The organism is Actinoplanes sp. NPDC051859 (genome assembly GCF_044452725.1).
Classification (GTDB): domain Bacteria; phylum Actinomycetota; class Actinomycetes; order Mycobacteriales; family Micromonosporaceae; genus Actinoplanes.
Window position 1 is genome coordinate 274,528 of the sequence record NZ_JBITBX010000001.1, and the last position, 24,716, is coordinate 299,243.

The window sequence follows — 24,716 nt, forward strand, 5'->3', positions numbered from 1 at the left end:
GGGCGGTCAGGCCGGACGGGGCTGGTATGTCGCGGTTGGCGAGGCTGCCGAACGAGCTCGTAAACTCGCAAACCGTGGAAATCGTCACCGCACGCCTCCGCCTCCGCCGGCCGACCGTCGGCGATATCGACGCGATCTATGAAATTCACTACGACACTGAGGCGTGCCGGCACAACCCGTCCGACCTCCTCGCCGATCGCCCCGACGCCGAAGACCTGTACGCCCGCTGGGACGAGCACTGGCGCCGGCACAGCTTTGGCTACTGGGTGGTGACCGACCGAGCGGACAAGTCCACGCTGGGCTTCTGCGGCCTGAAGTTCGTGCGGTTCCGCGACCGGGAGGTGCTCAACCTCTTCTACCGCCTCGACCCGCGAGCTTGGGGCACCGGCACAGCCACCGAGGCGGCGACCGCCGTGGTGGAGTGGGCCGGGCAGCACTTGCCGGACTGGGCGATCATCGCCCGGGTCCGCCCCGAGAACGTTGCCTCCCAGACGGTGGCCCAGCGCGCAGGCCTCACCCGCGCAGAATCCCTCGACGGGCCCGGCGAGGACGGCCCCGACTGGATGTTTTCCCTCCGCTGGCCGCCCCCCACCCCCGCATGAAGCGGCCCGTCCGGCTCGCCTAAGACGCCGAGCCGTGCTTGCAGCGCCCGCGCGCTGTGCTTGCCGCGGGCCGAGCGGTGCTTGCCGCGGGCCGAGCCGTGCTTGCCGCGGGCCGAGCCGTGCTTGCCGCGGGCCGCCCCGCGTCTGCCGCCCTGCTCAGCCGCGGAGGCGCAGACCGCGGGGAGTGGCGCGGAAGCCCGCCGCCGTCAGCGCGTCCCGCAGCGGTGAGGAGTGCACCGATTCGCCGTCTGCGCGTTCCACCGACATTGCGCCGAGGGCGCCGGAACGCACCGAGCCGGCTAGGGCCTGGCCAGCCGCCACCAGCGCGTCGGTGTCGTCGGTGAAGGAGAGCAGGGTGCGACCGCCGCGTTCGACGTAGAGGATGAGGTCGCCGCCGACGAGGACGACGAGGGCGCCGGCTTTGCGGCCCGCGCGGTGACCGGTGGCCGGGGCGGTTTCGCCGTTACCGCTGTCGACGACTCGGTCCGGCCAGGGCAGTGCCGCGCCGTACGGGTTGGCCGGATCGGTGGCGGCCAGCACGACGGCGGTGCTGCCGGCGCGCTTGGTGAGCTCGGCGGGCTCGGCCAGGGCGCGGAGGCGGTCGACCGCGCCGGGCACCGCGAACTGGGCCGCGCCGAGTCCTTCGACGAAATAGCCGCGCCGGGCCGCGCCGCGTTCTTCGAGGGCGCCGAGGACCGGGTAGACGGCCGCGAAGCCTCCGACAACGCCCTCAGCCATGACCGCGCCGCGGGTGACGACGCCGTGGCGTTCGAGCAGAAGGTCGGCGAGGGCGGCGGCGCGTCTGGTCGGGTCGAGGTCGCGGTCGGGGAGGCGGGACCAGCGGCCGGCCATGGACGGTGGCCCACCGCGGGCGGGCATGACCGGGCGGCCGGGGCGGCGATAGCGGGTACGGGCCGGGGCGGCCTTGGCGCGGTGGGCGCCGCTGCCACCGAGCAGGGCGCGTACGGGGGCGAGGGTGTCGTTGGTGAGCTGGCCTGCCCAGACCAGGTCCCAGACCGCGGCGGCCAAGGCAGTGTCGTCGGTCGAGCCCACCCGATCGGAGAGGTTGCGGAAGAACAGCGCCTGTCCGTCCCCGAGGGCGTCGAGCACCGCCTGGTGCAGCGGAGTCAGCGCCATCTCGTCGTCCGGGGCGGGCAGCAGCAGCGGCGCGCTGTCGGCGTACGCGAGGGTGATCCAGCCGTCCCCACCGGTGATGCTGCCGGAGCCGGCCCACAGCACTTCGCCGCTGGCGCAGAGCTCGTCGAGCAGCGGCGGCGCATAGTCGGAGACTCGGGCGGGCAGGATGAGCCGCTCCCAGGCGGAGGCGGGAGCCGCGACGCCTTGCAGCTGCTCGATGCTGGCCGCGAGCGCGTCGACGCCGCGAGCGTTGCCGGCGATCTGGTGCCAGCGCGGCAGGAACGCGGCCAGGACCCGGGGCGGCACCGGCTCGATCTCGCGGCGGAGGGCGGCCAGGGATCGGCGGCGCAGCAGGCGAAGCACCTCGGCGTCGCACCACTCGGTGCCCGCGCCGCCGGGGGAGAACTCGCCGGAGACCACCCGGCCGGTGGCGCTGAGCCGCTTGAGGGCCTGTTCGACCACGAAAATGCCGAGGCCGAAGCGGGCGGCGCAGGTGGCTGCCGCGAACGGGCCGTGGGTGCGGGCGTACCGGGCGACGAGGTCGCCGAGGGGGTCGGTGACCGGTTCGAGGTAGGCCTCGGGCACGCCGACGGGCAGGGCGACGCCGAGCGCGTCCCGGTAGCGGCCGGCGTCCTCGACACCGATCCAGCGTTCCTCGCCGGCGATGCGCACCCGGATGGCGCGGCGGGCGGCGGCCAGCTCTTCCGCCCAGGCGGGGTCGACCGAGCGTGCGGTCAGTTCGTCCGGCGACAGGTCGCCCAGCAGGCGCAGCAGTTCGGCGGCGTCCTCGGCGTCGCGGGGCGAGCGTTGCGAGGTCAGCCATTGCAGCTGGCTCTCGCTTTCGGTGACGACCTCCGGGTCGAGCAGCTCGCGCAGGTCGACCCGGCCGAGCAGCTCGCCGAGCAGCGTGGAGTCCAGGGCGAGGGCGGCGGCTCGGCGCTCGGCCAGCGGTGCGTCGCCTTCGTAGAGGAACGCGCCGACGTAGCCGAAGAGCAGCGACCGGGCGAACGGCGACGGGCGTGGTGTCTCCGCTTCGACCAGGCGGACCTTGCGGCTGCCGAGCTCGCGCATGAGACCGACCAGGCCGGGCACGTCGAACACGTCCTGGAGGCATTCGCGGGCGGCCTCCAACGTCACGGGAAAGTCGGCGTACTCGCGGGCCACGTCGAGGAGTTGGGCTGAGCGTTGACGTTGCTGCCAGAGGGGCTGGCGGCGGCGCGGGTCGCGGCGGGGCAGCAGCAACGACCGGGCGGCACACTCACGGAAGCGGGAGGCGAACAGCGCGGAGGTGCCGACCGATTCCTCGACGATCTGCGCGATTTCCTCGGGGTCGAAGGCGACCAGGTCGGCGCCGGGGGGCTCCTCCGCGGTGTCGGGCAGGCGGATCACGATGCCGTCGTCGGAGGGCATGACCTGGCCGTCGACGCCGTACCGCTCGCCGAGGCGGCGGCCGATGGCGAGTGCCCAGGGTGCGTTGACCCGGGCGCCGAGGACGCAGTGGACGGTCATCCGCCAGTCGCCCAGCTCATCGCGGAAGCGTTCGACCACGATCGTCCGGTCGTCGGGCAGGCTGCGGGTGGACTCCTTCTGCTCCCGCAGATAGGCGACGAGGTTGTTGGCCGCCCACTCGTCCAGCCCGGACTCGCGTAATGAGGCGGTGGCGGTGTCGTCGCCGGCGCGGACCAGCCCGCGCAACCGGGCGCCAATGGCTCGGCCCAGCTCGATCGGGCGGCCGAGCGCGTCGCCTTTCCAGAACGGCATCCGCGCGGGCGCTCCGGGTGCGGGGGAGACCAGCACCCGGTCGGGCGTGATGTCCTCGATGCGCCAGGACGTGGAGCCGAGCAGGAAGACGTCACCGACGCGGGACTCGTAGACCATTTCCTCGTCGAGCTCGCCAACCCGGGAGGCACGCTCCGACCCGGCCAGGAACACGCCGAACATGCCGCGGTCCGGGATGGTGCCGCCGCTGGTGACGGCGAGTCGCTGCGCGCCGGGGCGGCCGGTGAGCTGGTCGGTCGTCCGGTCCCAGACCAGCCGCGGGCGGAGCTCGGCAAAGGCGGTGGAGGGGTAGCGCCCGGACAGCATGTCCAGCACCGCGTGCAGTGCGGAGTCGGGCAGCTCCGAGTACGGCGCGGAGCGGCGCACCAGGGCGGCCAGCTCATCGACGTGCCACTCGTCGAGGGCCACCATGGCCACGATCTGCTGGGCCAGCACGTCGAGGGGATTGCGCAGGTAGCGCAGCTCCTCGATGGAACCTTCACCCATCCGTTCGGCCACGACCGCGCAGGAGACGAGGTCGCCGCGGTGCTTCGGGAACACGACACCGCGGGAGATCGCCCCGACCTGGTGTCCGGCCCGGCCGATGCGCTGCAGCCCTGCGGAGACCGACGGCGGCGCTTCGATCTGCACGACGAGATCGACGGCACCCATGTCGATGCCGAGCTCGAGGCTGGAGGTGGCGACCACGGCGGGTAGCTGCCCGGACTTGAGGGCCTCTTCGATCTGCTTGCGTTCCTCACGGGAGACGCTGCCATGGTGCGCCCGGGCGACGACTGGCGGCGCGCCACCCGCCTCGCCGGACTGGGCCATGATCTGTGCGGGTGGCTTGGTCGCGGGTGCCGGCGCCCCTTCGGCGCGTTCGAGTGCCAGCTCGTTGATCCGTGCGCAGAGGCGTTCAGCGCCGCGCCGGGAGTTGGTGAAGACGATCGTGGACCGGTGCGCCTGGATCAGATCGAGCACCCGTTCCTCGACGGCGGGCCAAATCGACGGGGAATTGCGGCCTGCGCCCGGGTCGTCCGGATCGGTGGCGGGCTGCTCGTCGAGCCGGGTCATGTCCTCGACCGGGACCTCGACGCTGACCTCGATGGTCTTGGCACTCTTCGGCTGGACGATCTCGACGTCGTGGGCGCCGCCGAGGAACCGCGCGGTGTCCTCGATGGGGCGCACGGTCGCGGACAGTCCCACGCGCTGAGCCGGTCGGCCGAGGAGCGCGTCGAGGCGTTCCAGCGAGAGGGCCAGGTGGGCGCCGCGCTTGGTGGCAGCCACGGCGTGCACCTCGTCGATGATGACCGTCTCCACGCCGCGCAAAGACTCGCGGGCGGCGGAGGTCAGCAGCAGGAACAGCGACTCGGGCGTGGTGATGAGAATGTCCGGCGGGGTACGCGCGAAGCTGCGGCGCTCGTCGGCGGGCGTGTCGCCGGTGCGCATGCCGACGGTGATGTCGGGCGGCGGCACGCCGAGGCGCCCCGAGGCCTGTCGGATGCCGGTCAGCGGGGCGCGCAGGTTGCGCTCGACGTCGACCGCGAGCGCCTTGAGTGGGCTGATGTAGAGCACCCGGCAGCGGTGCTGGGGATTCTCCGGTGCGGTCTCGTGCGCGAGTCGGTCGAGCGACCACAGGAACGCGGCGAGGGTTTTGCCGGATCCGGTGGGGGCGACCACGAGTGCATTGCGGCCGGCGCCGATCGCTCGCCACGCGCCGGCCTGGGCAGCTGTGGGTGCGGCGAACGCCGCCTTGAACCACTCGCGGGTGGCGAGGCCGAACTGCTCCAGGACATCAGGCACGTTTCCCATGGTGCCCCGGGGGTGTGACAGAAATGCGCGGTCCGGACCAGCGGCTAATCGGACGTTGGACCACAGGCCGGACGCCGAGTCAGCGGACGGCCCGGACCGGACGGACCATGGTGCTGGTCCGGCGCGGTGCGGGACATTGAAGCCGATAGGAGGCGTCATGCTGACTCGTATCGTTGCGGCGCTCGCTGCGCTGGCCGCGGTGACGCTCACCGCATCCCCAGCCCAGGCTGCGGAGGCGGGTTATGTGCGCCTCGCGCACCTGTCGCCCGACACCCCGGCCGTCGACGTCTATCTCCGGTCCACCAGCGCGGCGGTCGATCCCCAACGATTCGACGGCGTTGCGTACGGCGCCATGTCCGACTACCTGCGCCTGCCCGCCGGCACCTACTCGGTGGCTATGCGCAAGGCGGGCGCTGCCGAGAGCACTCCGCCGGTGCTGACCACGCAGGTGACCGTCAAGGACGGCGCGGCGTACACGGTGGCGGGGGTCGGCCGGTATGCGGATCTGGGGCTGCGGGTGCTCGAGGACGATCTGCGGCTGCCAGGCGCGAACCAGTCCAAGATCAGGATCATTCAGGCTTCCGTACGCGCCCCCGTGCTCGATGTGGGCGGCGCCGACGGCAGGGTCATCGCCGACCGGGTCGCGTTCGCCACCACCACCGGCTATTCCGCGGTGCGCCCCGGACCCTGGACGGTCCAGGTGCAGCCCACCGGCGGCGGCGAGTCCAGCGACCTGCCGTGCACGCTCGGCGCAGGCAACGTCTACTCGCTGCTGGTGCTCGATGACGAGAACGGTGGCCTCAAACCCGAGCTGCACATCGACGCGGCCCGCCAGGGCGGAATCCCGCAGGGCGGCGTGGCTACCGGACGCGGCGGCACCGCGCCGGAAAGCCCGCTACCTGCGGCTTTGGTGCTGGCCGGGCTCGCAGCTGTGGGCAGTGCGGCCCTGGTGGTCGCGCTCAGGCGGCGATTCCCGACCCGCTGATGACGGTACGGGCGAAACTCCGCCGCGCGTTCCTACCGGCAGCGGTGTCGGCGCTGACGGCGGTCGTCGTCGGGGCGGGATACCTGGCGTGGCACAGTCGCCCCGCTGCCGCTCCTGAGGGCGTCGCGGTTGCTGTGCCCGTACCGTCAAATGACCCGGACCCCTTCGGGACCGCACGGCCGACAGCGAGCGGACCACCCACCCGGCTGCGGGTTGCGGCCGCGGGCATCGACACCGCGCTGGAAACCCTGCGGCTCGGCCCGGACGGCGAACTGGTGCCGCCCCGGGCCGACGACCGCGCCGGCTGGTACGCGGCCGGCACCGCGCCCGGCGACATCGGCCCGGCGGTCCTCGCCGGGCATGTCGATTCGGTCGACGGCCCGGCGGTCTTCTACCGGCTGCGCGAGATCCGGGTGGGTGACCGGATCGAGGTGACCCGCGGCGGCCGGAAACTCGTCTTCACCGTGACCGCGACAGCCTGGTATCCGAAGGATGCGTTCCCGGCCGAGCGGGTTTACGGTCCGACGCCGGACCGGCAGTTGCGGCTGATCACCTGCGGCGGTGTGTTCGACCGGAGTCTGCGGTCCTATCGGGACAATCTGGTGGTCTACGCGGCGACCGGGTGACGACGGTTCTCGCGGGGTAAGTGCACGACTATTCTTCTCGATGAAACGACGGGTGGGGGCCGATGGCGGTCAGGCGGATGCTCATCGCCGGTCGGTATCGTCTGCGCGAGCCGGTCGGCGTCGGCGGCATGGGTCGCGTCTGGGTCGCCCGGGACGAGATGCTCGACCGGGACGTGGCGGTCAAGGAGTTCGTCCCCCCGGAGTGGATGTCCGACGACGAGAAGTCCCGCCTGCGCATCCGCACACTGCGCGAGGCCCGCAGCGCGGCCCGGCTCAACCACCCGCACGTGGTCAAGATCTACGACGTGGTGCACGCCGTCGACCAGCCCTGGATCGTCATGGAGTACGTCCCGTCCCGCTCGCTGTACCAGGTGGTTCGCGAGGACGGGCCGTACTCGCCGCGCGGCGCCGCCCGGATCGGCCTCGACGTGCTGGAGGCCATCACCGCCGCGCACCGCGCGGGAGTCCTGCACCGCGACGTCAAGCCGCACAACGTCCTGATCGGCACCGACGGCCGGGTGGTCCTCACCGACTTCGGCCTCGCCACCTTCGTCGACGACGGCTCGGTGACCGGGCCCGGCCTCATCGTGGGCTCCCCGCAGTACGTGTCGCCGGAGCGGGCCCGCGACGGCGCGTCCACCGTGGAGTCGGACCTGTGGTCGTTCGGCGCCACGCTCTACACCGCGGTCGAGGGGCGTTCGCCGTTCGCCCGGGAAAGCGCGATGGCGACGCTGACGGCGCTCGCCACCGAGGAGCCCGACCCACCCACCCGGGCGGGACCGCTGGCTCCCGTGTTGCTCGGGCTGCTGCAGCGGGAACCGGGGGAGCGGCTGACCGGCGCGGAAGCGGCTCGCCGGCTGCGGGCTGTCGTCGCGGGTAGCGCCGTGCCGTCCCCACGGCGGGCTCCCGACGATGCGCCCGCGGCTCGGCACCGGGCTTCCTCGGCACCGACAGCGCGCGGCAGGGCTGCCCTGCCCTCCCAGCCTCCTGCGGTGGGCGGGACGCCGCGGCGGTCCCGATCACGGCTGCTGGTCGCTGGCGTCGCGGCCATGGCGTTGCTCGGTGCGGGCGGGGTCGCCACGGGTCTGTCCTTGCGGGACCAGAAAAGCGCCGCTCCGCATCGCTCGCCCAGCTCGACCAGCCCGGCCCCGGAGTCCGGTGCCGGGGGCGGCGCGGGTGGCTTCAGCCCCGTCGACTGCCTCGGCGCCACATCGACGACCGCCCGGCGCACGCCGCAGCCCGGGGCGAAGAAGCTGCGCGACGGCTGGGCGCTCTACCAGGGCTGGTCATATTTCACCGAGCGTGACTTTCATATCGCGGTGCCGGACGGCTGGACGTACGAAAGGATCGGCACGACGCTCTGCTTCCGCGACCCGCGCAACCTGCGGGTGCTGAGCATCGACCCGGCGCGCGACGCCAAAGGCGACCCGGTCAAGGCCTGCCGCGACGAGGCAGCCCGGCTGCGCGCCGCCGGCCGGCTACCCGGGTACGAACAGTTCGCCATCACCCGCGTACCCGCGCTGACCAGGGCCGCGGACTGGGAGTACGCCTACGACGCCCCGACCGGTGAGCGGATGCACGCCATGACCCGGTGGCTGGCGTCCGACGGCAGCGGATACGCCTTCGGTCTGCTGACCCGGGAACTCGACTGGCCGGCGAACTTCGCCACCTGGGGGATGATCGTCAGCACCTTCCATACCGACGGCTAGAAATATGGGTCAGTCGGTATGAACATATCGACGCCTGCCTCTGTAATGCTCGGCGTACCTGTCACCACACCCTCGGTGACGGCGAACCCGAGTCCCGCGGAGGACACCCGTGAGAGCACTCCCCCTGATCGGCGCGACGGCCCTGCTGCTCAGCATCGCCGCCGCGGCCCCGGCGCAGGCTGCCGCCGTGGCCGCGCCCGACATCCCGCTCGCCAACGTCAAGAACCACCTCACCCAGCTGCAGTCGATCGCCACCGCCAACGGCGGCAACCGCGCGCACGGTCGTCCCGGCTATCTGGCTTCGGTGACCTACGTCAAGGGCCTGCTCGACGCCGCCGGCTTCCAGACCACGCAGCAGTCCTTCACGTACGGCGGAGCGACCGGGTACAACCTCATCGCGGACTGGCCGGGCGGCGACACCAACGACACGCTGATGATCGGCGCGCACCTCGACAGCGTGACCGCGGGACCCGGCATCAACGACAACGGCACCGGCTCGGCCGCCAACCTCGAGGTCGCCCTGGCCGTGGCCCGCACCAACTTCCAGCCCACCCGGCACCTCCGGTTCGGCTGGTGGGGCGCCGAGGAGCTCGGCCTGCGCGGCTCGACCTACTACGTCAACTCGCTGAGCGCGGCCCAGAAGGCGGCCATCGGCGGATACCTCAACTTCGACATGGTCGGCTCACCCAACCCCGGCTACTTCCTCTACGACGGCGACAACTCCGACGGCACCGGGTCCGGCCCCGGCCCCGCCGGCTCCGCCGAGATCGAGGACACCCTCGAGGAATACTTCACCTCGATCAACGTCCCGGTCCGCGGCACCGACTTCGACGGCCGCAGCGACTACGGCCCGTTCATCGCCAACGGCATCCCCGCCGGCGGCATCTTCACCGGCGCCGAAGGCCGCAAGACCTCCGCCCAGGTGCAGCTCTGGGGTGGCACGACCGGCGCGTTCGACCCCTGCTACCACCGCGCCTGCGACACCATCACCAACGTCAACGACACCGCGCTGGACCGCAACTCCGACGCCATCGCGTACGCGGTCTGGAAGCTCGCCGACGACAGCGGCACCCCGCCACCCGGCGACACCGTGTTCAGCGACGACTTCGAAACCGCCAAAGGCTGGACCACCAACGGCGGCGGCGGCGACACGGCCACCTCCGGCGCCTGGCAGCGCGGTGACCCGGCTGCCACCTCCTCGGGCGTCGCCACCCAGCTCGGCACCACGGTGAGCGGCAGCAACGACCTGGTCACCGGCGCCACGGCCGGCAGCAGCGCCGGCGCCAACGACGTCGACGGCGGCGCCACGACGATCCGGTCACCCGAGATCACCCTGCCCACCGGCACGGTCTCGCTGTCCTTCTCCTGGTACCTCGCCCACCTCAACAACGCCACCAGCGCCGACTACTTCCGGGTCCGCGTGGTCGCCGGCGGCACCACGACCACGGTGTTCAACCAGGCGGGCGCGGCCAGCAACAAGGCCGCGGCCTGGGCGAAAGCCACGGTCAACCTTTCCGCGTACGCCGGGCAGACCATCCGCCTCCAGGTCGAGGCGGCGGACACCGGCACAGCCAGCCTCATCGAGGCCGCGGTGGACGACGTGGTCATCACCCGCTCCTGAGCTTCCTCGGCAGAACCCGGGCGGGACTCTCCCGTTCCGCCCGGGCTCATCCCCGCGGCCTTCCGTTCCGCCCGGTCCCATTCCCGCGGCCTTCCCGTTCCGCCCGGGGTTCTCCCAGCGGACCTTCAGCGGGCGCTGCTAACGTTTTGCGGATGAGTGGCAGTATCCGGCCGGGCTTGGCCCGGCCTTTCGCATCCCCGGCGGCCCCCCAGTGTTGATCCTGGTCGGCCTGCTCCTTGTCATCGTGGTGACGGCCGTGACCGGCTACTTCGTCGCCCAGGAATTCGGTTACGTCGCGGTCGACCGCGGCCGTCTGCGGCAAGAGGCGGAAAGCGGCGACAAAGCCGCCCAACGCGCCCTCACCGTCACCGAACGCCTCTCCTTCGTGCTGTCCGGTGCCCAACTCGGTATCACCGTGACCGCCCTGATCGTCGGCTACGTCGCCGAACCGTTCCTCGGCGAAGGCCTGGCCGACCTGCTCGGCACGGCCGGCGTACCCACCGGTGTCAGCCTGCCGCTGTCGATCGTGCTGGCCCTGCTCGTCGCGACCGTCGTGCAGATGGTCCTCGGCGAGCTGGCCCCGAAAAACCTCGCCATCGCCCGCGCCGAACTGGTCGCCAAGGCCCTGAGCCGCACCACGCTGCTCTACCTGGCCGTCTTCGGCCCGATCATCCGACTCTTCGACGTGGCCGCGGCCCGGCTGCTGCGCCGGGTCGGGATCGAGCCCATCGAGGAGCTGCCCGAAGGCGCCACCGAGGAAGACCTCGAGCAGATCATCGCGGAATCCCGCGCCGAGGGTCACCTCGACCCGGAGCTGTCCCTGCTGCTCGACCGGGGCCTCGACTTTCGTCGCCGGACCGCCTCCGAGGTCATGGTGCCGCGCGTGGACGTGCACACCGTGCAGGCGACCGACCCCGTCTCTCAGGTGGTCACGTTGTTGGAAACCGGTCGCTCCCGGTTCCCAGTCCGCTCGGGCAACGGGGTCGACGAGATCGTCGGCATCGTGGGGATCGCGGACCTGTTGGCCGTACCGCCCGCCGACCGGGCCACCGTGCCCATCTCGGACGTCGCTGTGGCGCCCCTGTTCGTGCCGGCTTCGGTGCGCCTCCCCGCCGTCCTGGACCGGCTCCGCGCCGGGCACCGCCAGCTCGCCTGCGTCGCCGACGAGTACGGCGGCTTCGCCGGCATCATCACCCTCGAAGACATCGCCGAGGAGCTCGTCGGCCCGATCCGCGACGAAGACGACCTGCCCGAGCCCGCCCCGGCCCAGCAGGACGACGGCTCCTGGATCGTCCCGGCCCGCTGGCGGATCGACGAGGTGACCGACGCCACCGGCGTGGACCTGCCCGAAGGCGAGGACTACGACACGGTCTCCGGGCTGGTCATGGCCCAGCTCGGCCGAGTGCCAAAGGTCGGCGACGAGGTGTCTCTCGAGTTCGGCTCGGGGCTGGCGGTGCTGTCCGTGCTCTCCGTCGACCGGCACGTGCCCGAGTCGGTGCGCGTCACCTCATTGCCCGCCTCCTCTGCGCCCGGCGCCTCGCCGCCCACATCCTCGTCTGCGTCGTCCTCGTCCGCTGCATCTTCGTCCGCTGCATCTTCGTCGTCTCCGGAGGTGTCGCGATGAGCCCCACCTGGGCCGGCATCGTGTCGGTGCTGTTGCTGATCGGCAACGGGTTCTTCGTCGCCGCCGAATTCGCTCTGGTCGCGAGCAAGCGCTACCGCCTCGAACACGCCGCCACCGAAGGCAGCCGGGCCGCCCGCGCCGCCCTCGAAGGCAGCCGCGAACTGTCCCTCATGCTGGCGGGCGCACAGCTCGGCATCACCCTGTGCTCGCTCGGCCTCGGCGCCCTCGCCGAACCGGCCCTCGAACACCTGCTCCACCCGCTGCTGCACGCCATCGGCCTCCCCGACGTCCCCAGCTCGATCATCGCCCTGCTGGTGGCGCTGGCGATCGTGACGTTCCTGCACCTGGTCATCGGCGAAATGATGCCCAAGTCCTGGGCCATCACCGACCCGGAACGCTCGGCCATCCTGCTGGCCCTCCCGTTCCGCGGCTTCGTCCGCGTCGTCCGGCCCGCCCTGGTCGGACTGAACGGCCTCGCCAACGCGGCCCTCAAGCCGTTCGGCGTGCATCCGCAGGATCAGCTCGCCCAGGCACACGGCCCGGAAGAGATGCACATCCTGCTGGAACGCTCCCGGGCCGAGGGCCTCATCGGTGCGGAACAGACCGAGCTGCTGACCAGCATGCTCAAGCTCCAGGAGATGAAGGTCAGCGACCTGCTGATCCCGGACGACCAACTGGTCACCGTGGCGGCCAACGCAACGGCCCGCGATGTGGAAGAGGCGTCATTGCGTAGCGGCCGCTCCCGGCTTGCAGTGGTGTCCCCGGCCTCCTCGCCCGCTTCCCCCTCGGGCTCGCCCGCCTCTTCGCCGGCTTCCTTTTCGGGCTCCTCGTTGGGCTCGATGCCGGCTTCCTCGCCTGCCTCTTCGCCTGCCTCTTCGCCGGGCTCGTTGCCGGCTTCTTCGCGGGGCTCTTCGTCGGGCTCGTTGCCGGCTTCTTCGCGGGGCTTTTCGTCGGGTGAGGTCGTCGGGGTTGTGCATGTGCGGGAGGCGGTACGGGCGACAACGGCCGGGATGCCGGCGACGGCTGCGGAACTGATGGACCGGCCGTTCACCCTCGACCACGCCATGCCCCTAACCGACGCCGTCACCCAGATGCGGGGCGCGCGCGCCCAACTGGCCATGGTGACCCGAGGCGGAGAACGGGTGGGATTCGTCGCCCTGGAGGACCTGCTGGAACAGGTGATCGGCGAATTCGACGACGAGACCGACCCCGTACCGGTCGGTCGGCGAATGCGCTGACCATCGCCCCTGCCCGGGTGTTCCACCAGCCGTGCCGGTGCGGATCGGCAAGCGTTTTGCGCTGTACCCCGCACCGGCACGGCTCTTTAGTGCTTGTGTTGTCGTCGAAGCTGATGCCGGCGCGGCACCGAGAGGGGCACGGGATGGAGTTCGGAAAGGTTCTGCAGGCGTTCGGGGTCGGCGGCCCCACCGTCGACACGATCCTGTCGAGCCCCGACACCCACCCAGGCAGCGAGCTCCTCGGCGCCGTTCGCCTCACCGGCGGCGAATACGACGTGGCGGTCGAAACCGTGGCGGTGGGGCTGGTCACCCGGGTGGAAGCCGAGGACGGCGACGCCCTCATCGAGTTCCACCGGGCGTGGATTGCAGCAGGGTTCACCCTGGCGGCGGGCGAGCGACAAGACCTGCCCTTCTCGATCACCCTGCCCTGGGAATCCCCGCTAACCCACGCGTACGGAAGGAAACTCGCCGGAATGTCGCTCGGCCTGCGCACCGAGCTGAACCTGGAAGAAGCCGTCGACAGCGGCGACGTGGACATCCTCGCTGTCCATCCCCTCCCGGCCCAGCAGGAAGTCTTGGAAGCAATCGCTCAGCTCGGCTTTCAGTTCCGGCACGCCGACGTGGAACGCGGGGCGATTTACGGAGTTCGCCAAGAACTGCCGTTCTACCAAGAAATCGAGTTCACGCCGCCCGCTGCCTTCGCCCGCGACATGGACGAACTGGAACTGACCTTCATCACCGACCCCGACGGCGTAGAAGTCATCCTCGAAATGGAGAAGCACGGCGGACTCCTGCGCCGGCCTCGCGACAGATACGCCCGCCTCCAGGTATCCCACGCCGAACCGCCAGCATGGAACTGCGCCAGGGCGCTGGAGGACGTCATCACAGAAGCGTTGCGGGACGGCGACCCCCTCGCCAACCTGCCCCGTACGGGCGGTTTGCACGCTTCCTGAACACTCCCCGAGCCCGCACGCCCGGGAGTGAATGACAAGCTCCAGACGGGGGCGCTGTCAGCTGCGACCGCCCGAGGCTGGGTCGATGTCCTGTCCCCGCTCCCCGACCCCGTGCTCTGCCCGTCCTAGGTCTCCGCGCCCGTTTCCGGTTCCCGCGCTCGTTTCCGATCCCCGCGTCCGTTTCCGGTCCCCGCGTCCGTTTTCGATCCGAGCGTCCGTTTCCGGTCTCCGCGTCCGTTTCCGGTCCCCGCGCCCGTCTCCGGACCCCATCCCTGTGCTTGCGCCCTGTGCTCGCGCCCGCGCCCGTCTCCGGACCCCATCCCTGTGCTTGCGCCCTGTGCTCGCGCCCGGGCCCGTGTGTCCATCTCCGGTCGCCGCGCCTGTGCCCGGTCCCGTGTTCGTGCCCGGTCCCGTGTTCGTGCCCGGTCCCGTGTTCGTGCCCTGTCCCCGTGCTTGTGCCCCGCGCCTGTGCCCGTCTCCGTCCTGTGGCCTGCCTCCGTCCTGTGGCCTGCCTCCGTGCTTCGCGCCCGTGACCGTCTGCTGAGCTGTCGCGGGTGCTCTTCTGCCCGGTGCTCTCTCGGCACGGCGTGAAGGCCTGTGGGGCGGTGGTCGCTATCCCGCGGTGGCGGTGGCGAGCTTGATGCCGAATCCGACGAAGAGCATGCCGATGCCGGTGGAAGCGACGGCCGACAACCGCCGTCGGCGTCGGAACTGTCCGGCCAGGTACTGACCTCCGAAGATCAATCCGCTGAGGTAGATCGCGCTGAAGAGCTGGAGCACGGCGCCAAGGACGAGGAACGACAAGGCGGGGTATTGGTATCCCGGTTGAACGAACTGGATGAGGAACGAGACGATGAACAGGATGGCCTTCGGATTGAGCAGGCTGACCACGAGCGCTTTCCGGAACGGTCGCCGCATTCCCGCAGGTATCTCAGCACCCGACTGCACTCCACCCATCGGCCCGCCTTGGGTGCGCTTCGGACCAAACCAGGGTTGAGCGGCGAGGTCAGCATCCGTGACCTGCGCCCCCTCGACGTTCGGCAGCACGACGTGCTCACCGTGTTCCTGCCGGGGTGACGCAGGGCCGCCGCGCTGCCGCCGCTTGGCCCAAACGCTGCGGATGATGCCGAACCCGACCCAGGCCAGGTAGGCACCGCCCACGTACTTGATGACCACGAACACCGGTGGGTACGCCTGGAGCAGTGATGCCACCCCGGCGGCGGCCAGCACCATCAGCACCGTATCGCCGAGGAAGACGCCCGACGCAGCCCGATACCCGGCTCGGACACCCCGTTGCGCGGCCACGGATAGCACGAAGATCGAATTGGGCCCGGGCAACAGGACGATAGCTACGGTGCCCAGCACGTAGGTCCAGAAGTCGGTAATCCCTAGCACGATGTCATCCTCAGTTCGCTGACGTGGTGAGGGGCAGCCCCCGGAAGGACAAGAACGTGTGGCCTTGCCCACCGTGTCGCCAGCCCCGTTGCTCCGTGGCGGGCACCGAGGGCACCGGCGGAGAGGCTGAGCACGTTGTCGTACTCTTCGGCTCCGAACGGCGATAACTGCACGATGACCACGCCACGCCCTCTGGGTGGACACGCTGTGCCGAACGCCGAACGCCGAACGCCGAACGCCGAACGCCGAACGCCGAACGCCGAACGCAGAACGCAGGGCGCAGGCTCCCTATTGCGCTTGTCGGTCTGCTTGCGCTTGTCGGTCTGCTTGCGCTTGCTCGTCTGCATCAAGCGGGTCGAGGCTGCGGAGCCGGTTCAAGAGCCGGGCTTTGGCCGCCGGCCATTCCTCGACCGTCATGGCGAACAGCACGGTGTCGCGCCAGGTGCCGTCGGGACGGCGGCGGTGGCGGCGGATCACGCCGTCGCGGGTGGCGCCGAGGCGGGCGATGGCTCGCTGGGAACGGTCATTGCGAATGTCCGTGTACCAGAAGACTCGGCCCGCGCCGAGGACGTCGAAGGCGCGCTCGAGAAGCAGGAGCTTGGCTTCCGTGTTGACGCCGGTGCGCCACCAGCGGCGGCCGACGATGGTGTGGCCGATGGCCAAGGCGCCACCCGGCTCGTCCACGTCGTGGTAACTCGTCATGCCCACGATCTCGCCGGTGGCCGGGTCGCCTTGCGCCCAGGTCACGCGCTCGCCGGCCCATTGTTGGCGCAGGGCGGTGGCGACGTGCTCTGCCATCGCTGCGCGGGTCTGCGGGCGCACGGTCGGCAGAAACTGCCACGTCTCCTCGTCGGCGAGGGCCGCCAGGAGGCCGTCCACGTGCGATGGCGACAGCGGCTCGAGCGAGACGTGCTTGCCGACCATGGGCGCCGCCGTCAGCCACGGAGAGGTGGGCGCATCCGGGAGATATGTCGGAGTCGGCGAATCCACTCCCGCATCCGGCTGGGGTGGGCCGGCCATGTTCTGCAGCGGTAGGACGCCCGCCCAGTGGGGCAGCGTGAGATCTGCCGGCTCGTCGACCACTCCGCCTTGCCGTGCCCGTACGGAAAATTCGGTTAGCGGCAGGGCGAGGACAACGGTCTGGGCCAGCTCTCGGGTTGAGGGCGGGCGGCTTTCGGCCGCACGACCCGCTCCTAGCCGTTCCACCAGGGCGGTCATGGCGGCCCGCTGTTCGCTTTCCCCGCTGACTGGCCGCGCGATGCCGTGGGCGACCAACGAGCGGTAGTTGGCGCTGTGATGGAACTGCGAGCGTCCGTAGACCAGGCCGTCCAGCAAGGTCACTGAGACGCACACCCGCACGCCGTCAGCGCGCGCGACGAGGCCCAGGTGGCTGCCGGACGAAGCGTGGAGATAGATCGTGTTCTCGACGCGGACGTGCATCGTGGGTAGCACTCGGGGCTCGCCGTCGACGACGAACGCCACCGCGCAGCTGTAGGCCTCGTCGAGGATCGCGTGCGCGGACTCGAGGTCGTAACGCATGCGGTCACGGCTGCGAGTCGCCGTGGTGCGGGCGGTGGGCTGGTAGAGATCAGTCACCGGGTCCCCCTTGCGAAGATCACTGTACTAGTACAGAATCGAGGTTGTGCCAGAACAATATCAGGTGATGGGCTCGACCGCCGCCTCGATTTCCGAGAGCATCGAGGCGGGGGTCCGGCGGGGCGACTGGGTCTGGGGTGATGCGCTGCCGGCGATCCGAGTCCTCGCCGACGAGCTGCATGTCAGTCCCGCCACGGTCTCGAAGGCTTATGCGGACCTGCGGCAACGCGGCATCGTCGAGACGTCGGGTCGGCGCGGCACGCGCATTCGCGCCCGTCCACCGATCGCCGGTTCGCGGGCCGACCTGCGACTCCCCGTTCCTTCGGGTGCCTGTGACCTGTCCTCCGGTGATCCTGATGTGCGACTGCTGCCGGCATTGGGTCCGCACCTGCGGGCGGTGTCCGATGCGATGGGGTCGCCTTCGGGTTATGCGGCCGCCGAGGCGATTCCGGAGCTGATGGAGGCGGCGCGTTTGCGGCTGGCGGCTGACGGCGTGCCGGTGGGTGATGCCGCGATGAGCGTCACCAGCGGCACGCTCGACGCGATCGAGCGGCTGCTCACCACCCACCTACGGCCGGGCGACGCGGTGGCGGTCGAAGATCCGGGCTGGGCGAACCTTCTCGACCTGATCGCCGCGCTCGGCCTGACGCCGGTGCCGGTGCCGATGGACGACGAGGGTCCGCTTCCCGACCGGCTGCTCGGCGCCGTCCTGGCCGGTGCGCGCGCCGCCATCATCACCACTCGTGCCCAGAATCCCACCGGTGCGGCGGTGACCGCCGAGCGGGCGGCAGCACTGCGGGAGGTGCTTGCCATCCGGCCGGAGGTGCTCCTCATTGAGGACGACCACGCCGCCGAGCTCTCCGGAGTGCCGTTGCATTGCCTGGGCGGCGTCACCCATTCCTGGGCGTTCGTTCGCTCCGCCTCCAAGCCTTTCGGCCCTGACCTCCGCATCGCCGTGCTGGCGGGTGACGAGGCGACGATTGCGCGCGTGGCCGGCCGCATGCGCATTGGCACCGGATGGGTTTCCACAGTGCTGCAACGCCTCCTGCTGCGGCTCTGGCAGGACGACGACGTCGCTACTCAAGTCGTCACTGCCGGCAAAAGTTATGACCGGCGGCGGGACGCCCTTCGCGATGCCCTGACCGCTCGCGGAGTCAAGGCCTACGGCACCACGGGCATCAACCTTTGGGTACGCACACCCGACGAGACCCGGCTGATAACCGCACTACGAGACGCCGGATATGCGGTAGCACCAGGAAGCCTGTTCCGCGTCGACGCTCCTCCTGGCGTACGGATCACCGTCAGCTCGCTTGACGACGACCTCATCGAGCCACTTGCCACCGTCGTGGCGGCAGCGGCATACCCACCCGGGGTCAGCATCGTCGGCCGATGACGCGCTCGCGCGTTGACCGGATCATGCCTGTCCTGCACGACCTGGCCGGAGAGGACGAAACCCAGCGACCATGCGAGGTCGACGGGCCGTGTTGCAGAGGTGGGCCGACCTCGTTCAGGTGAGGCCGGCGGGCGTGGGGCGCACGCGAAGGGGTAGAACGGGGGGATGCCGAGGACCGAAGCTCCCATCGGGGCGCAGCAATTCGTTCCGTCGAACGCGCGCGAGCTCGACGAGTTCAAAGCCGCTGCCGCCCACTGCACAGGTTGCGAGCTCCATCGGGACGCCACACAGACGGTGTTCGGCCGAGGCAACGCCCATGCGCGGGTGGTCTTCGTCGGCGAGCAGCCGGGGGATGTCGAGGACCAGAAGGGCCTGCCCTTCGTCGGACCTGCTGGTCGCCTGCTGCGAGACGCGGTCGACGATGCCGGAATCGATGCAAGTAGCGTCTACATCACCAATGCAGTCAAGCATTTTCGATTCGAGTGGCGCGGGCAGCGCCGCATTCATCAAAGCCCGGGTCCGGCGCACATTACGGCCTGCCATCCCTGGTTGGTGGCGGAGTTCGCCCTGCTCAGGCCCGAGCTTGTGGTCGTGCTCGGCGCCACGGCGGCCAAGTCGCTGCTTGGACCCTCCTTCCGGGTCACCCGGTCGCGCGGTCAGCTCATGCCGTGGCCGGCGTCGGCGCAGCATCCCGAGGATTTTCCCGCGGCGCAGCTTCAGGCGCTGGCGACCATTCACCCCTCAGCCGTATTGCGGGCCGACGACCGGGATGCCGCCTACGCGGGACTGGTAGACGATCTCAAGGTTGCTGCGACAGCGCTGGCGTGATGTCGGCTCCGCCGATATTGCCGCCAGTGATGTACGTCTCCCGAGCCATCGGACAACTTTTCGGACCCTCGGTTCTCGCGAGTAGGCTCATCTCGTGCGATTGACGGACCTTTGGCAACGCCTTGAGCAGGCTTTCGGACCCGCCTATGCGCGTAGTCTCGCGGCCGATCACACCTTTGCGGACCTCGGTGGACGGACGATCGACGAAGCAATTACTCGCGGTATCGAGACGGCTACGATCTGGCGCGCGGTGGTGGCGGAGTACTCCGATCGGGTGCCTGCCCGACTGCGCTGAGTGCATTCGTACGTTTGTTCTTGCGTGTCGCTCGATTGTCGTACAAGTGTTCGGCTATTGTCCTCAGCGGCGTGGTCATCCACAGCTCACGACCCGGCGGTCGTTTTCTGTCAGACCCAACGTCTAGCGTGACCGGCGTGGTGAACAGAAGCTCATCGGCGAAGACGCCTGCGAAGTCGAGTACAGGGGTGGCGGACATGGTGGCAGGACCTGACCGGGACAAAGCTCTCGATCTGGCATTGGCACAGATCGACAAGCAGTTTGGCAAGGGATCCGTGATGCGGCTGGGGGAGCGGCCGGTCGTGCAGACCGCTGTCATCCCGACCGGCTCCATCGCTCTGGACGTGGCGCTCGGCGTCGGCGGTCTGCCGCGCGGCCGCGTCATCGAGGTCTACGGCCCCGAGTCCAGCGGTAAGACGACGGTTGCCCTGCACGCGGTGGCTAACGCTCAGCGCGGCGGCGGCATCGCGGCCTTCATCGACGCCGAGCACGCGCTCGACCCGGAGTATGCCCGCGCCCTCGGTGTGGACACGGACGCTCTTCTCGTGTCGCAGCCCGACACCGGTGAGCAGGCGCTCGAGATCGCGGACATGCTGATCCGCTCCGGCGCGCTCGACATCATCGTCATCGACTCGGTAGCCGCCCTCGTGCCCCGCGCCGAGATCGAGGGTGAGATGGGTGACAGTCACGTCGGCCTGCAGGCCCGCCTCATGAGCCAGGCACTGCGAAAGATCACCGGCATCCTCAACAACTCCGGCACGACCGCCATCTTCATCAACCAGCTTCGCGAGAAGATCGGCGTCATGTTCGGCTCGCCCGAGACGACAACGGGTGGCCGTGCGCTGAAGTTCTACTCGTCGGTGCGCCTCGACGTGCGCCGCATCGAGAGCCTTAAGGACGGCACGGACGTGGTCGGCAACCGCACCCGTGTCAAGGTCGTCAAGAACAAGGTCGCGGCCCCGTTCAAGCAGGCCGAATTCGACATCATGTACGGCAAGGGCATCTCCCGCGAGGGCTCGCTGATCGACGTGGGTGTCGAGCAGAGCATCATTCGCAAGTCCGGCGCCTGGTACACGTACGACGGTGACCAGCTCGGTCAGGGCAAGGAGAAAGCCCGCGAGTTCATGAAGGAGAACCCGGACGTCGCCGCCGAGATCGAGAAGAAGATCCTCGAGAAGCTCGGCGTCGGACAGACCACCGGTGACGCTGCGGGCGGCCCGGACCTTCCGCCGGTCGACTTCTGATCGGTTCGCCTCGCCACATTCCACTGCCGGGCTCACCCTCCGGGCAGTACTCGTCCTCTCTCCCCGGCTTCGGCTGGGGAGGCGGGACGGGCGGGGAGAAGCGTCGGCGGGAAGAATCTCTTCCGCGCGGGGTAGGTCGGATGCGCAATATCGGGGCAAGACTTCTTCCGCGTGGGTAGGTCGGGATGCGCAATGTCGGGGCAAGGCTTCTTCCGCGCGGGTAGGCCGGGTCGGATCCGTAATGTCGCGCGGGGCAGGGTTTCTTCCGCGCGGGTAGCCGGATCGGATGCGCAAGGTTGCGCGAGGGCGAGGTTTCTTTCGCGGGTGGGCCGGGGGGAGCGGAGTCGGTGTCAGTGGAACCGGCTGCCGAGTTCGTCGCGGGGCTCGCCCATTCAACGCGATTCTGCGGCACACGCTGACTGGCAGGCACCCTGGCAAGAACGTTTCTTGACGCCGTCCCGTCTGATGTGGAGAGCAGGCGAATCTGGGGTCGAAGCGAGCGGAATGGAATCGGCGGGAACGCAGATTGGGCTGGGCTGACGCTGGAAGCGAGCGGGACTCGGGACTGGCCGGGTAGCGAGCTCTTGATGGTCGGGAGGCATCGGGACTGTGGCGGGGAGACGTGGTGCACGGTCTGGGCGAGGCTGGGATGCAATTCCGCCTCGGTCTGGCGGGCCGGATTCCACTGAGCGCGGCGGCATCGGGGAAAAGTCTTCCTCAGCGACGGATCTGACCGCGCGGGCGGGTCGGGGCGGTCGGACGCGCCGGAGTGAGAATCCCGATCAGCCGCCCAAGTCGGAGTCCGAAACGGCGCGGGAAATCTGTCTGCGGCAGCTAGCCGTACGTCCGCGAACCAGAGCCGAGCTCGCCAAAGCTCTCGCTCGGAAAGAGATTTCTGCAGAAGTCATCGCAGAGGTGCTCGACCGGTACGACGAGGTCGGAATCATCGACGACGCCGCATTTTCCAGGGCGTGGGTAGCCAGCCGTCACTACGTGCGGGGCCTGGCCCGCCGGGCTTTAGCCAATGAGCTACGACAGCGGGGCGTCGACGCCGAGGTAGCGACCGAAGCCTTGGAAGCTCTCGACGAAGACGAGGAAGCGGCGACCGCTCGCGCGCTGGTAGACCGCAAGCTTCGTGCTGCTTCTGGAACGCCGGATCAGGTATTTCGTCGGTTGGTCGGCATGTTGGCCCGGAAGGGCTACACCGCCGGCGTGGCTGTTCGGGCAGTCAAGGACGCTCTCGCCGCCCGGGACGCTGAAGCCGCGGAGTTCGCCGAGCAGATCGACGCCGACGCTATGGCTGACGACAGCGACACATCTCACTAGCTGACCGCGGACGGGGGTGCTGTCATTGCGGGGTTTTGCGGCGGGCGCGGGTGGCGGGGGTGAGATCCCTGGCGGCGGCAAACCGGGCAGCCCGGCAAGCCCGGCCCCGCCTGGAACGGGAGCCGGCGCAGGCAGTGGCGCGGCTGAGGGCGGCGGTGCCGGTAGGGGTGAGGTCGGCGGCGCCGGTAGGGGTGAGGTCGGCGGCGCCGGCAGGGTGAGGTCGGCGGCGCCGGCAGGGGCAAGGTCGGCAGCACGGGCAACGGCGGCGGCGCCGCAGTCCAGAGCGGGAACACGGACTGTCGTCAACACTGCAGGTGGCGGTAGCCCGAGCAGCCTTCCGGCCACCGGTGTGGACATCGTCACCATCGCCGGAATCGGAGCCGCCATCGTCGCCGGTGGCGTGGGGCTGATGCGCGTAACGCGGCGTCGCCGCTCCGAGGGCGCTGAAGACTGATCCCCTTCGTCCGGCATTGCGGTGCTTTGGCCGTACGGTGGAATGGCTCTGAGATTGGATCCGTGGCCCTCCCAGGCCGCGGATCCATTCTTTCTCGTCCATGTGTGCGGGGCGTCGCCAATCCCGCTGAACTGGTAACCTGCATCGTCGTGACAGACGACTCCCGCGGCACTCAACGCGACGATTTGCCCCCATCCGGGGAGGCCGGCGCGGCACCCGTGACCTCGCCGTTCCCGGGAGTTCCGCAGCAGCGGAGTGCAGCCGAGGGTGCCTATCCGGTGTCCGGCGGCGCCCCTTGGCAAGACGCGCCGCACTCCGACGCCGGCCCCACCTCGCCCGGTTGGGCCGCCCCCACCTCGGGTGCCGGATTTGACCAGTACGGTCTGGGCATCGGCGGCCCGCAGTACTTCGGCGGCGCCCCTACCGACGATGGCAGCTACGACAGAACGCAGCCCACCGCGATCCCCGACAGCCCACTCTCGACCAACCCCGCATCGGCGCCGGCAGGACCAGACCCAACGTCGACGCCGCCGGGCCCGGGGCCAATGTCAACGCCGCAGGGGCCAACGCCGCAGGGGCCAACGCCGCCGGGCCTGACGTCAACGCCGCCGGGACCAAGCCCCACACCGGCTCCCGGCAGTCCGATAGCGCTCGGCAGTCCGCTGGAGGGAAGCCCGACATTCGGCAGCCCGACTGCAGCGAACCCAGCGCCTGGCAGCTCCGGCCCTGTGCCCGCACCGCCCGCACCGCCCGTGCCGGGCAGCCCGACGGCAGGTAACCCAGCTGCGCCGGCCTACCCAGGCGTGCCGGATCACCCCGCTGCGACGGGTTTCTCCGGCCCGTCTGTTTACCCCGCTGCCTCCGGTTACCCCCACGCTGCCGGCTACCCCGGGGCTTCCGCCTACCCGGCCCCAACTTCCGGCTACCCGGCCCCGACGTCTGGCTATCCAGCTCCGGCCCCCGGTTACCCTGCCCCCGGCTCCGGCTACCCGGCGCCGATCTCCGGCTACCCGGCCCCGGCCCCGGCCCCGACCTCCGGTTACCCGGCCTCGACCTCCGGCTACCCCGCCCCGACCTCCGGCTACCCGGCCTTCCCGGCTCCGGCCTCCGGTTACCCCGCCCCAGCCTCCGGTGGCCCGGCAGGCCCGGGCAGCCCGCCGGCGCCGAACAGCCCGGTGGACCCTGGCAGTCCAGCCGCGAACCCCTACCTGCTCCCGACTTCCGGCGGCGCAGACCCCTTCGGGCTTGACGGTGGCCCGAGCCGAGGCCCGCGGATCGTGCCGACCCCGAAACAGCCTCGGAGCCGTTTCGTCATCCCCATCCTCGCCGGGCTGGTGGTCGGCCTGCTCCTCTTTGGTACGGGCGGCTGGTTCCTCGGCCGCTCCAACGCCCCGGACCCAGACCCCACCCCCACGGTGGTGGCCCAGCCCACTCCGACACCAAGTGCTTCCGGGGTGTACGAGCGCTCACAGATCTCCATCAACCGGCCGAAATTCGCGGGCCTGCTGAGTCCGGTGGCGGAGGGTTGGCTGCCGCACATTTCCGGTTGCGCGCGTAACGGTGACAAGGACGGCCCGGCGCTGAACAAGGGCGAGAGGGTCAGGGTGCGCTGCGAGATGGATGCGATGAGTGTGGTCTTCGTCGAGTACGCCACGTTCGCGGATCGCGACAAAGCCCGGAACGTGGTGATCGGCCAAGCCCACGACGCTGCGTCGTTCGCCCCGGGGGTGGAGCCTTCCGGCGAGCGGGTGACGCCGTCCGGTCGCGTCAATGGTTACTACGCTGAGCACGCCTACCGGGCCGACGACCGCACGGTCGCGGGCATCTGGTGGGACAACAGCCGGACCCCGGTGGGGGCCTATCTGCTTGCGTACTGGAAGGAAGGCGTGGACGAGAAGTGGGAACCGATCCGCGACATCTGGTCCCGCTACGCGTGAGCTGGGCACGTGCGGGTGCGTGCGGAACGTCCCGTCCACAGCCGAATCATGAGTCCTTGACCGAACCGGCTCTCGCGACCTAGCCTCGCGTTACGTAAGGTTTGTACGACTAATTGCAGGCTAAGCGCACAACATAGATCGCATGACTTTTCGGCATCACTTCGGTTCTGGGAAGGGGCGCCC

General features: G+C 70.1%; 17 protein-coding genes. 14 read left to right on the plus strand and 3 right to left on the minus strand.

What is annotated here, in order from left to right:
• The first annotated feature begins 74 nt into the window (after positions 1 to 74).
• Positions 75 to 602: a GNAT family N-acetyltransferase gene (locus ACIA1L_RS01305; RefSeq protein ID WP_396070303.1), complete on the plus strand. Its 528-nt coding sequence runs from the start codon at positions 75 to 77 to the stop codon at positions 600 to 602.
• A gap of 156 nt (positions 603 to 758) precedes the next feature.
• Here the strand turns inward: ACIA1L_RS01305 and ACIA1L_RS01310 are convergent, their stop codons facing one another.
• The gene (locus ACIA1L_RS01310; protein WP_396070305.1) at positions 759 to 5,309 is read right to left on the minus strand and encodes an ATP-dependent helicase; all 4,551 of its coding nucleotides are present in this window, start codon (positions 5,307 to 5,309) and stop codon (positions 759 to 761) included.
• Between the two features lie 157 nt (positions 5,310 to 5,466).
• Here ACIA1L_RS01310 and ACIA1L_RS01315 point away from each other — a divergent pair, with 157 nt between their 5' ends.
• From ACIA1L_RS01315 to ACIA1L_RS01345, 7 genes are all read left to right on the plus strand, one after another.
• The gene (locus tag ACIA1L_RS01315) at positions 5,467 to 6,294 is read left to right on the plus strand and encodes a DUF4397 domain-containing protein (protein ID WP_396070307.1); all 828 of its coding nucleotides are present in this window, start codon (positions 5,467 to 5,469) and stop codon (positions 6,292 to 6,294) included.
• Complete coding sequence (locus tag ACIA1L_RS01320) at positions 6,294 to 6,920, plus strand: class F sortase (protein WP_396070308.1); 627 nt, start codon at positions 6,294 to 6,296, stop codon at positions 6,918 to 6,920. The genes ACIA1L_RS01315 and ACIA1L_RS01320 overlap by 1 nt, the downstream gene beginning before the upstream one ends.
• A gap of 62 nt (positions 6,921 to 6,982) precedes the next feature.
• Entirely contained in the window at positions 6,983 to 8,629 is a 1,647-nt protein-coding gene (locus ACIA1L_RS01325; protein WP_396070309.1) for a protein kinase, read from the plus strand.
• Between the two features lie 109 nt (positions 8,630 to 8,738).
• On the plus strand, positions 8,739 to 10,250 hold the full coding sequence (locus ACIA1L_RS01330; protein ID WP_396070310.1) for a M28 family peptidase: 1,512 nt from the start codon (positions 8,739 to 8,741) through the stop codon (positions 10,248 to 10,250).
• Positions 10,251 to 10,461: 211 nt separating this feature from the next.
• A complete protein-coding gene (locus ACIA1L_RS01335; protein WP_396070311.1) occupies positions 10,462 to 11,874 on the plus strand; it encodes a hemolysin family protein in 1,413 nt (470 codons plus the stop codon).
• The gene (locus tag ACIA1L_RS01340) at positions 11,871 to 13,112 is read left to right on the plus strand and encodes a hemolysin family protein (protein ID WP_396070312.1); all 1,242 of its coding nucleotides are present in this window, start codon (positions 11,871 to 11,873) and stop codon (positions 13,110 to 13,112) included. The genes ACIA1L_RS01335 and ACIA1L_RS01340 overlap by 4 nt, the downstream gene beginning before the upstream one ends.
• A gap of 143 nt (positions 13,113 to 13,255) precedes the next feature.
• Positions 13,256 to 14,065 (plus strand): sporulation protein, encoded by an 810-nt coding sequence (locus ACIA1L_RS01345; RefSeq protein ID WP_396070313.1) that lies wholly within the window; start codon positions 13,256 to 13,258, stop codon positions 14,063 to 14,065.
• A 612-nt stretch (positions 14,066 to 14,677) separates the two neighbouring features.
• Here ACIA1L_RS01345 and leuE read toward each other — a convergent pair.
• Positions 14,678 to 15,460: a leucine efflux protein LeuE gene (gene leuE, locus ACIA1L_RS01350; protein ID WP_396070314.1), complete on the minus strand. Its 783-nt coding sequence runs from the start codon at positions 15,458 to 15,460 to the stop codon at positions 14,678 to 14,680.
• Between the two features lie 288 nt (positions 15,461 to 15,748).
• Positions 15,749 to 17,056 (minus strand): bifunctional pyridoxamine 5'-phosphate oxidase family protein/GNAT family N-acetyltransferase, encoded by a 1,308-nt coding sequence (locus ACIA1L_RS01355; protein ID WP_396070316.1) that lies wholly within the window; start codon positions 17,054 to 17,056, stop codon positions 15,749 to 15,751.
• Positions 17,057 to 17,102: 46 nt separating this feature from the next.
• Here ACIA1L_RS01355 and ACIA1L_RS01360 point away from each other — a divergent pair, with 46 nt between their 5' ends.
• The 6 genes from ACIA1L_RS01360 (at position 17,103) to ACIA1L_RS01385 (ending at position 24,533) form a co-directional block, all read left to right on the plus strand.
• Positions 17,103 to 18,449, plus strand: a complete 1,347-nt coding sequence (locus ACIA1L_RS01360; protein ID WP_396070317.1) for an aminotransferase class I/II-fold pyridoxal phosphate-dependent enzyme — start codon at positions 17,103 to 17,105, stop codon at positions 18,447 to 18,449.
• Between the two features lie 165 nt (positions 18,450 to 18,614).
• Positions 18,615 to 19,277, plus strand: coding sequence for a UdgX family uracil-DNA binding protein (locus tag ACIA1L_RS01365; RefSeq protein WP_396070319.1), 663 nt, complete (start codon positions 18,615 to 18,617; stop codon positions 19,275 to 19,277).
• Positions 19,278 to 19,371: 94 nt separating this feature from the next.
• Positions 19,372 to 19,572 carry a DUF3046 domain-containing protein gene (locus tag ACIA1L_RS01370; protein WP_396070321.1) on the plus strand — a complete coding sequence of 67 codons (201 nt, stop codon included), beginning with the start codon at positions 19,372 to 19,374 and terminating at the stop codon, positions 19,570 to 19,572.
• 197 nt (positions 19,573 to 19,769) lie between these two features.
• Complete coding sequence (recA, locus tag ACIA1L_RS01375; RefSeq protein ID WP_396070323.1) at positions 19,770 to 20,816, plus strand: recombinase RecA; 1,047 nt, start codon at positions 19,770 to 19,772, stop codon at positions 20,814 to 20,816.
• A 609-nt stretch (positions 20,817 to 21,425) separates the two neighbouring features.
• A complete protein-coding gene (locus ACIA1L_RS01380) occupies positions 21,426 to 22,142 on the plus strand; it encodes a regulatory protein RecX (RefSeq protein WP_396070324.1) in 717 nt (238 codons plus the stop codon).
• A 1,731-nt stretch (positions 22,143 to 23,873) separates the two neighbouring features.
• Positions 23,874 to 24,533: a hypothetical protein gene (locus ACIA1L_RS01385; RefSeq protein ID WP_396070325.1), complete on the plus strand. Its 660-nt coding sequence runs from the start codon at positions 23,874 to 23,876 to the stop codon at positions 24,531 to 24,533.
• Positions 24,534 to 24,716 lie beyond the last annotated feature (183 nt).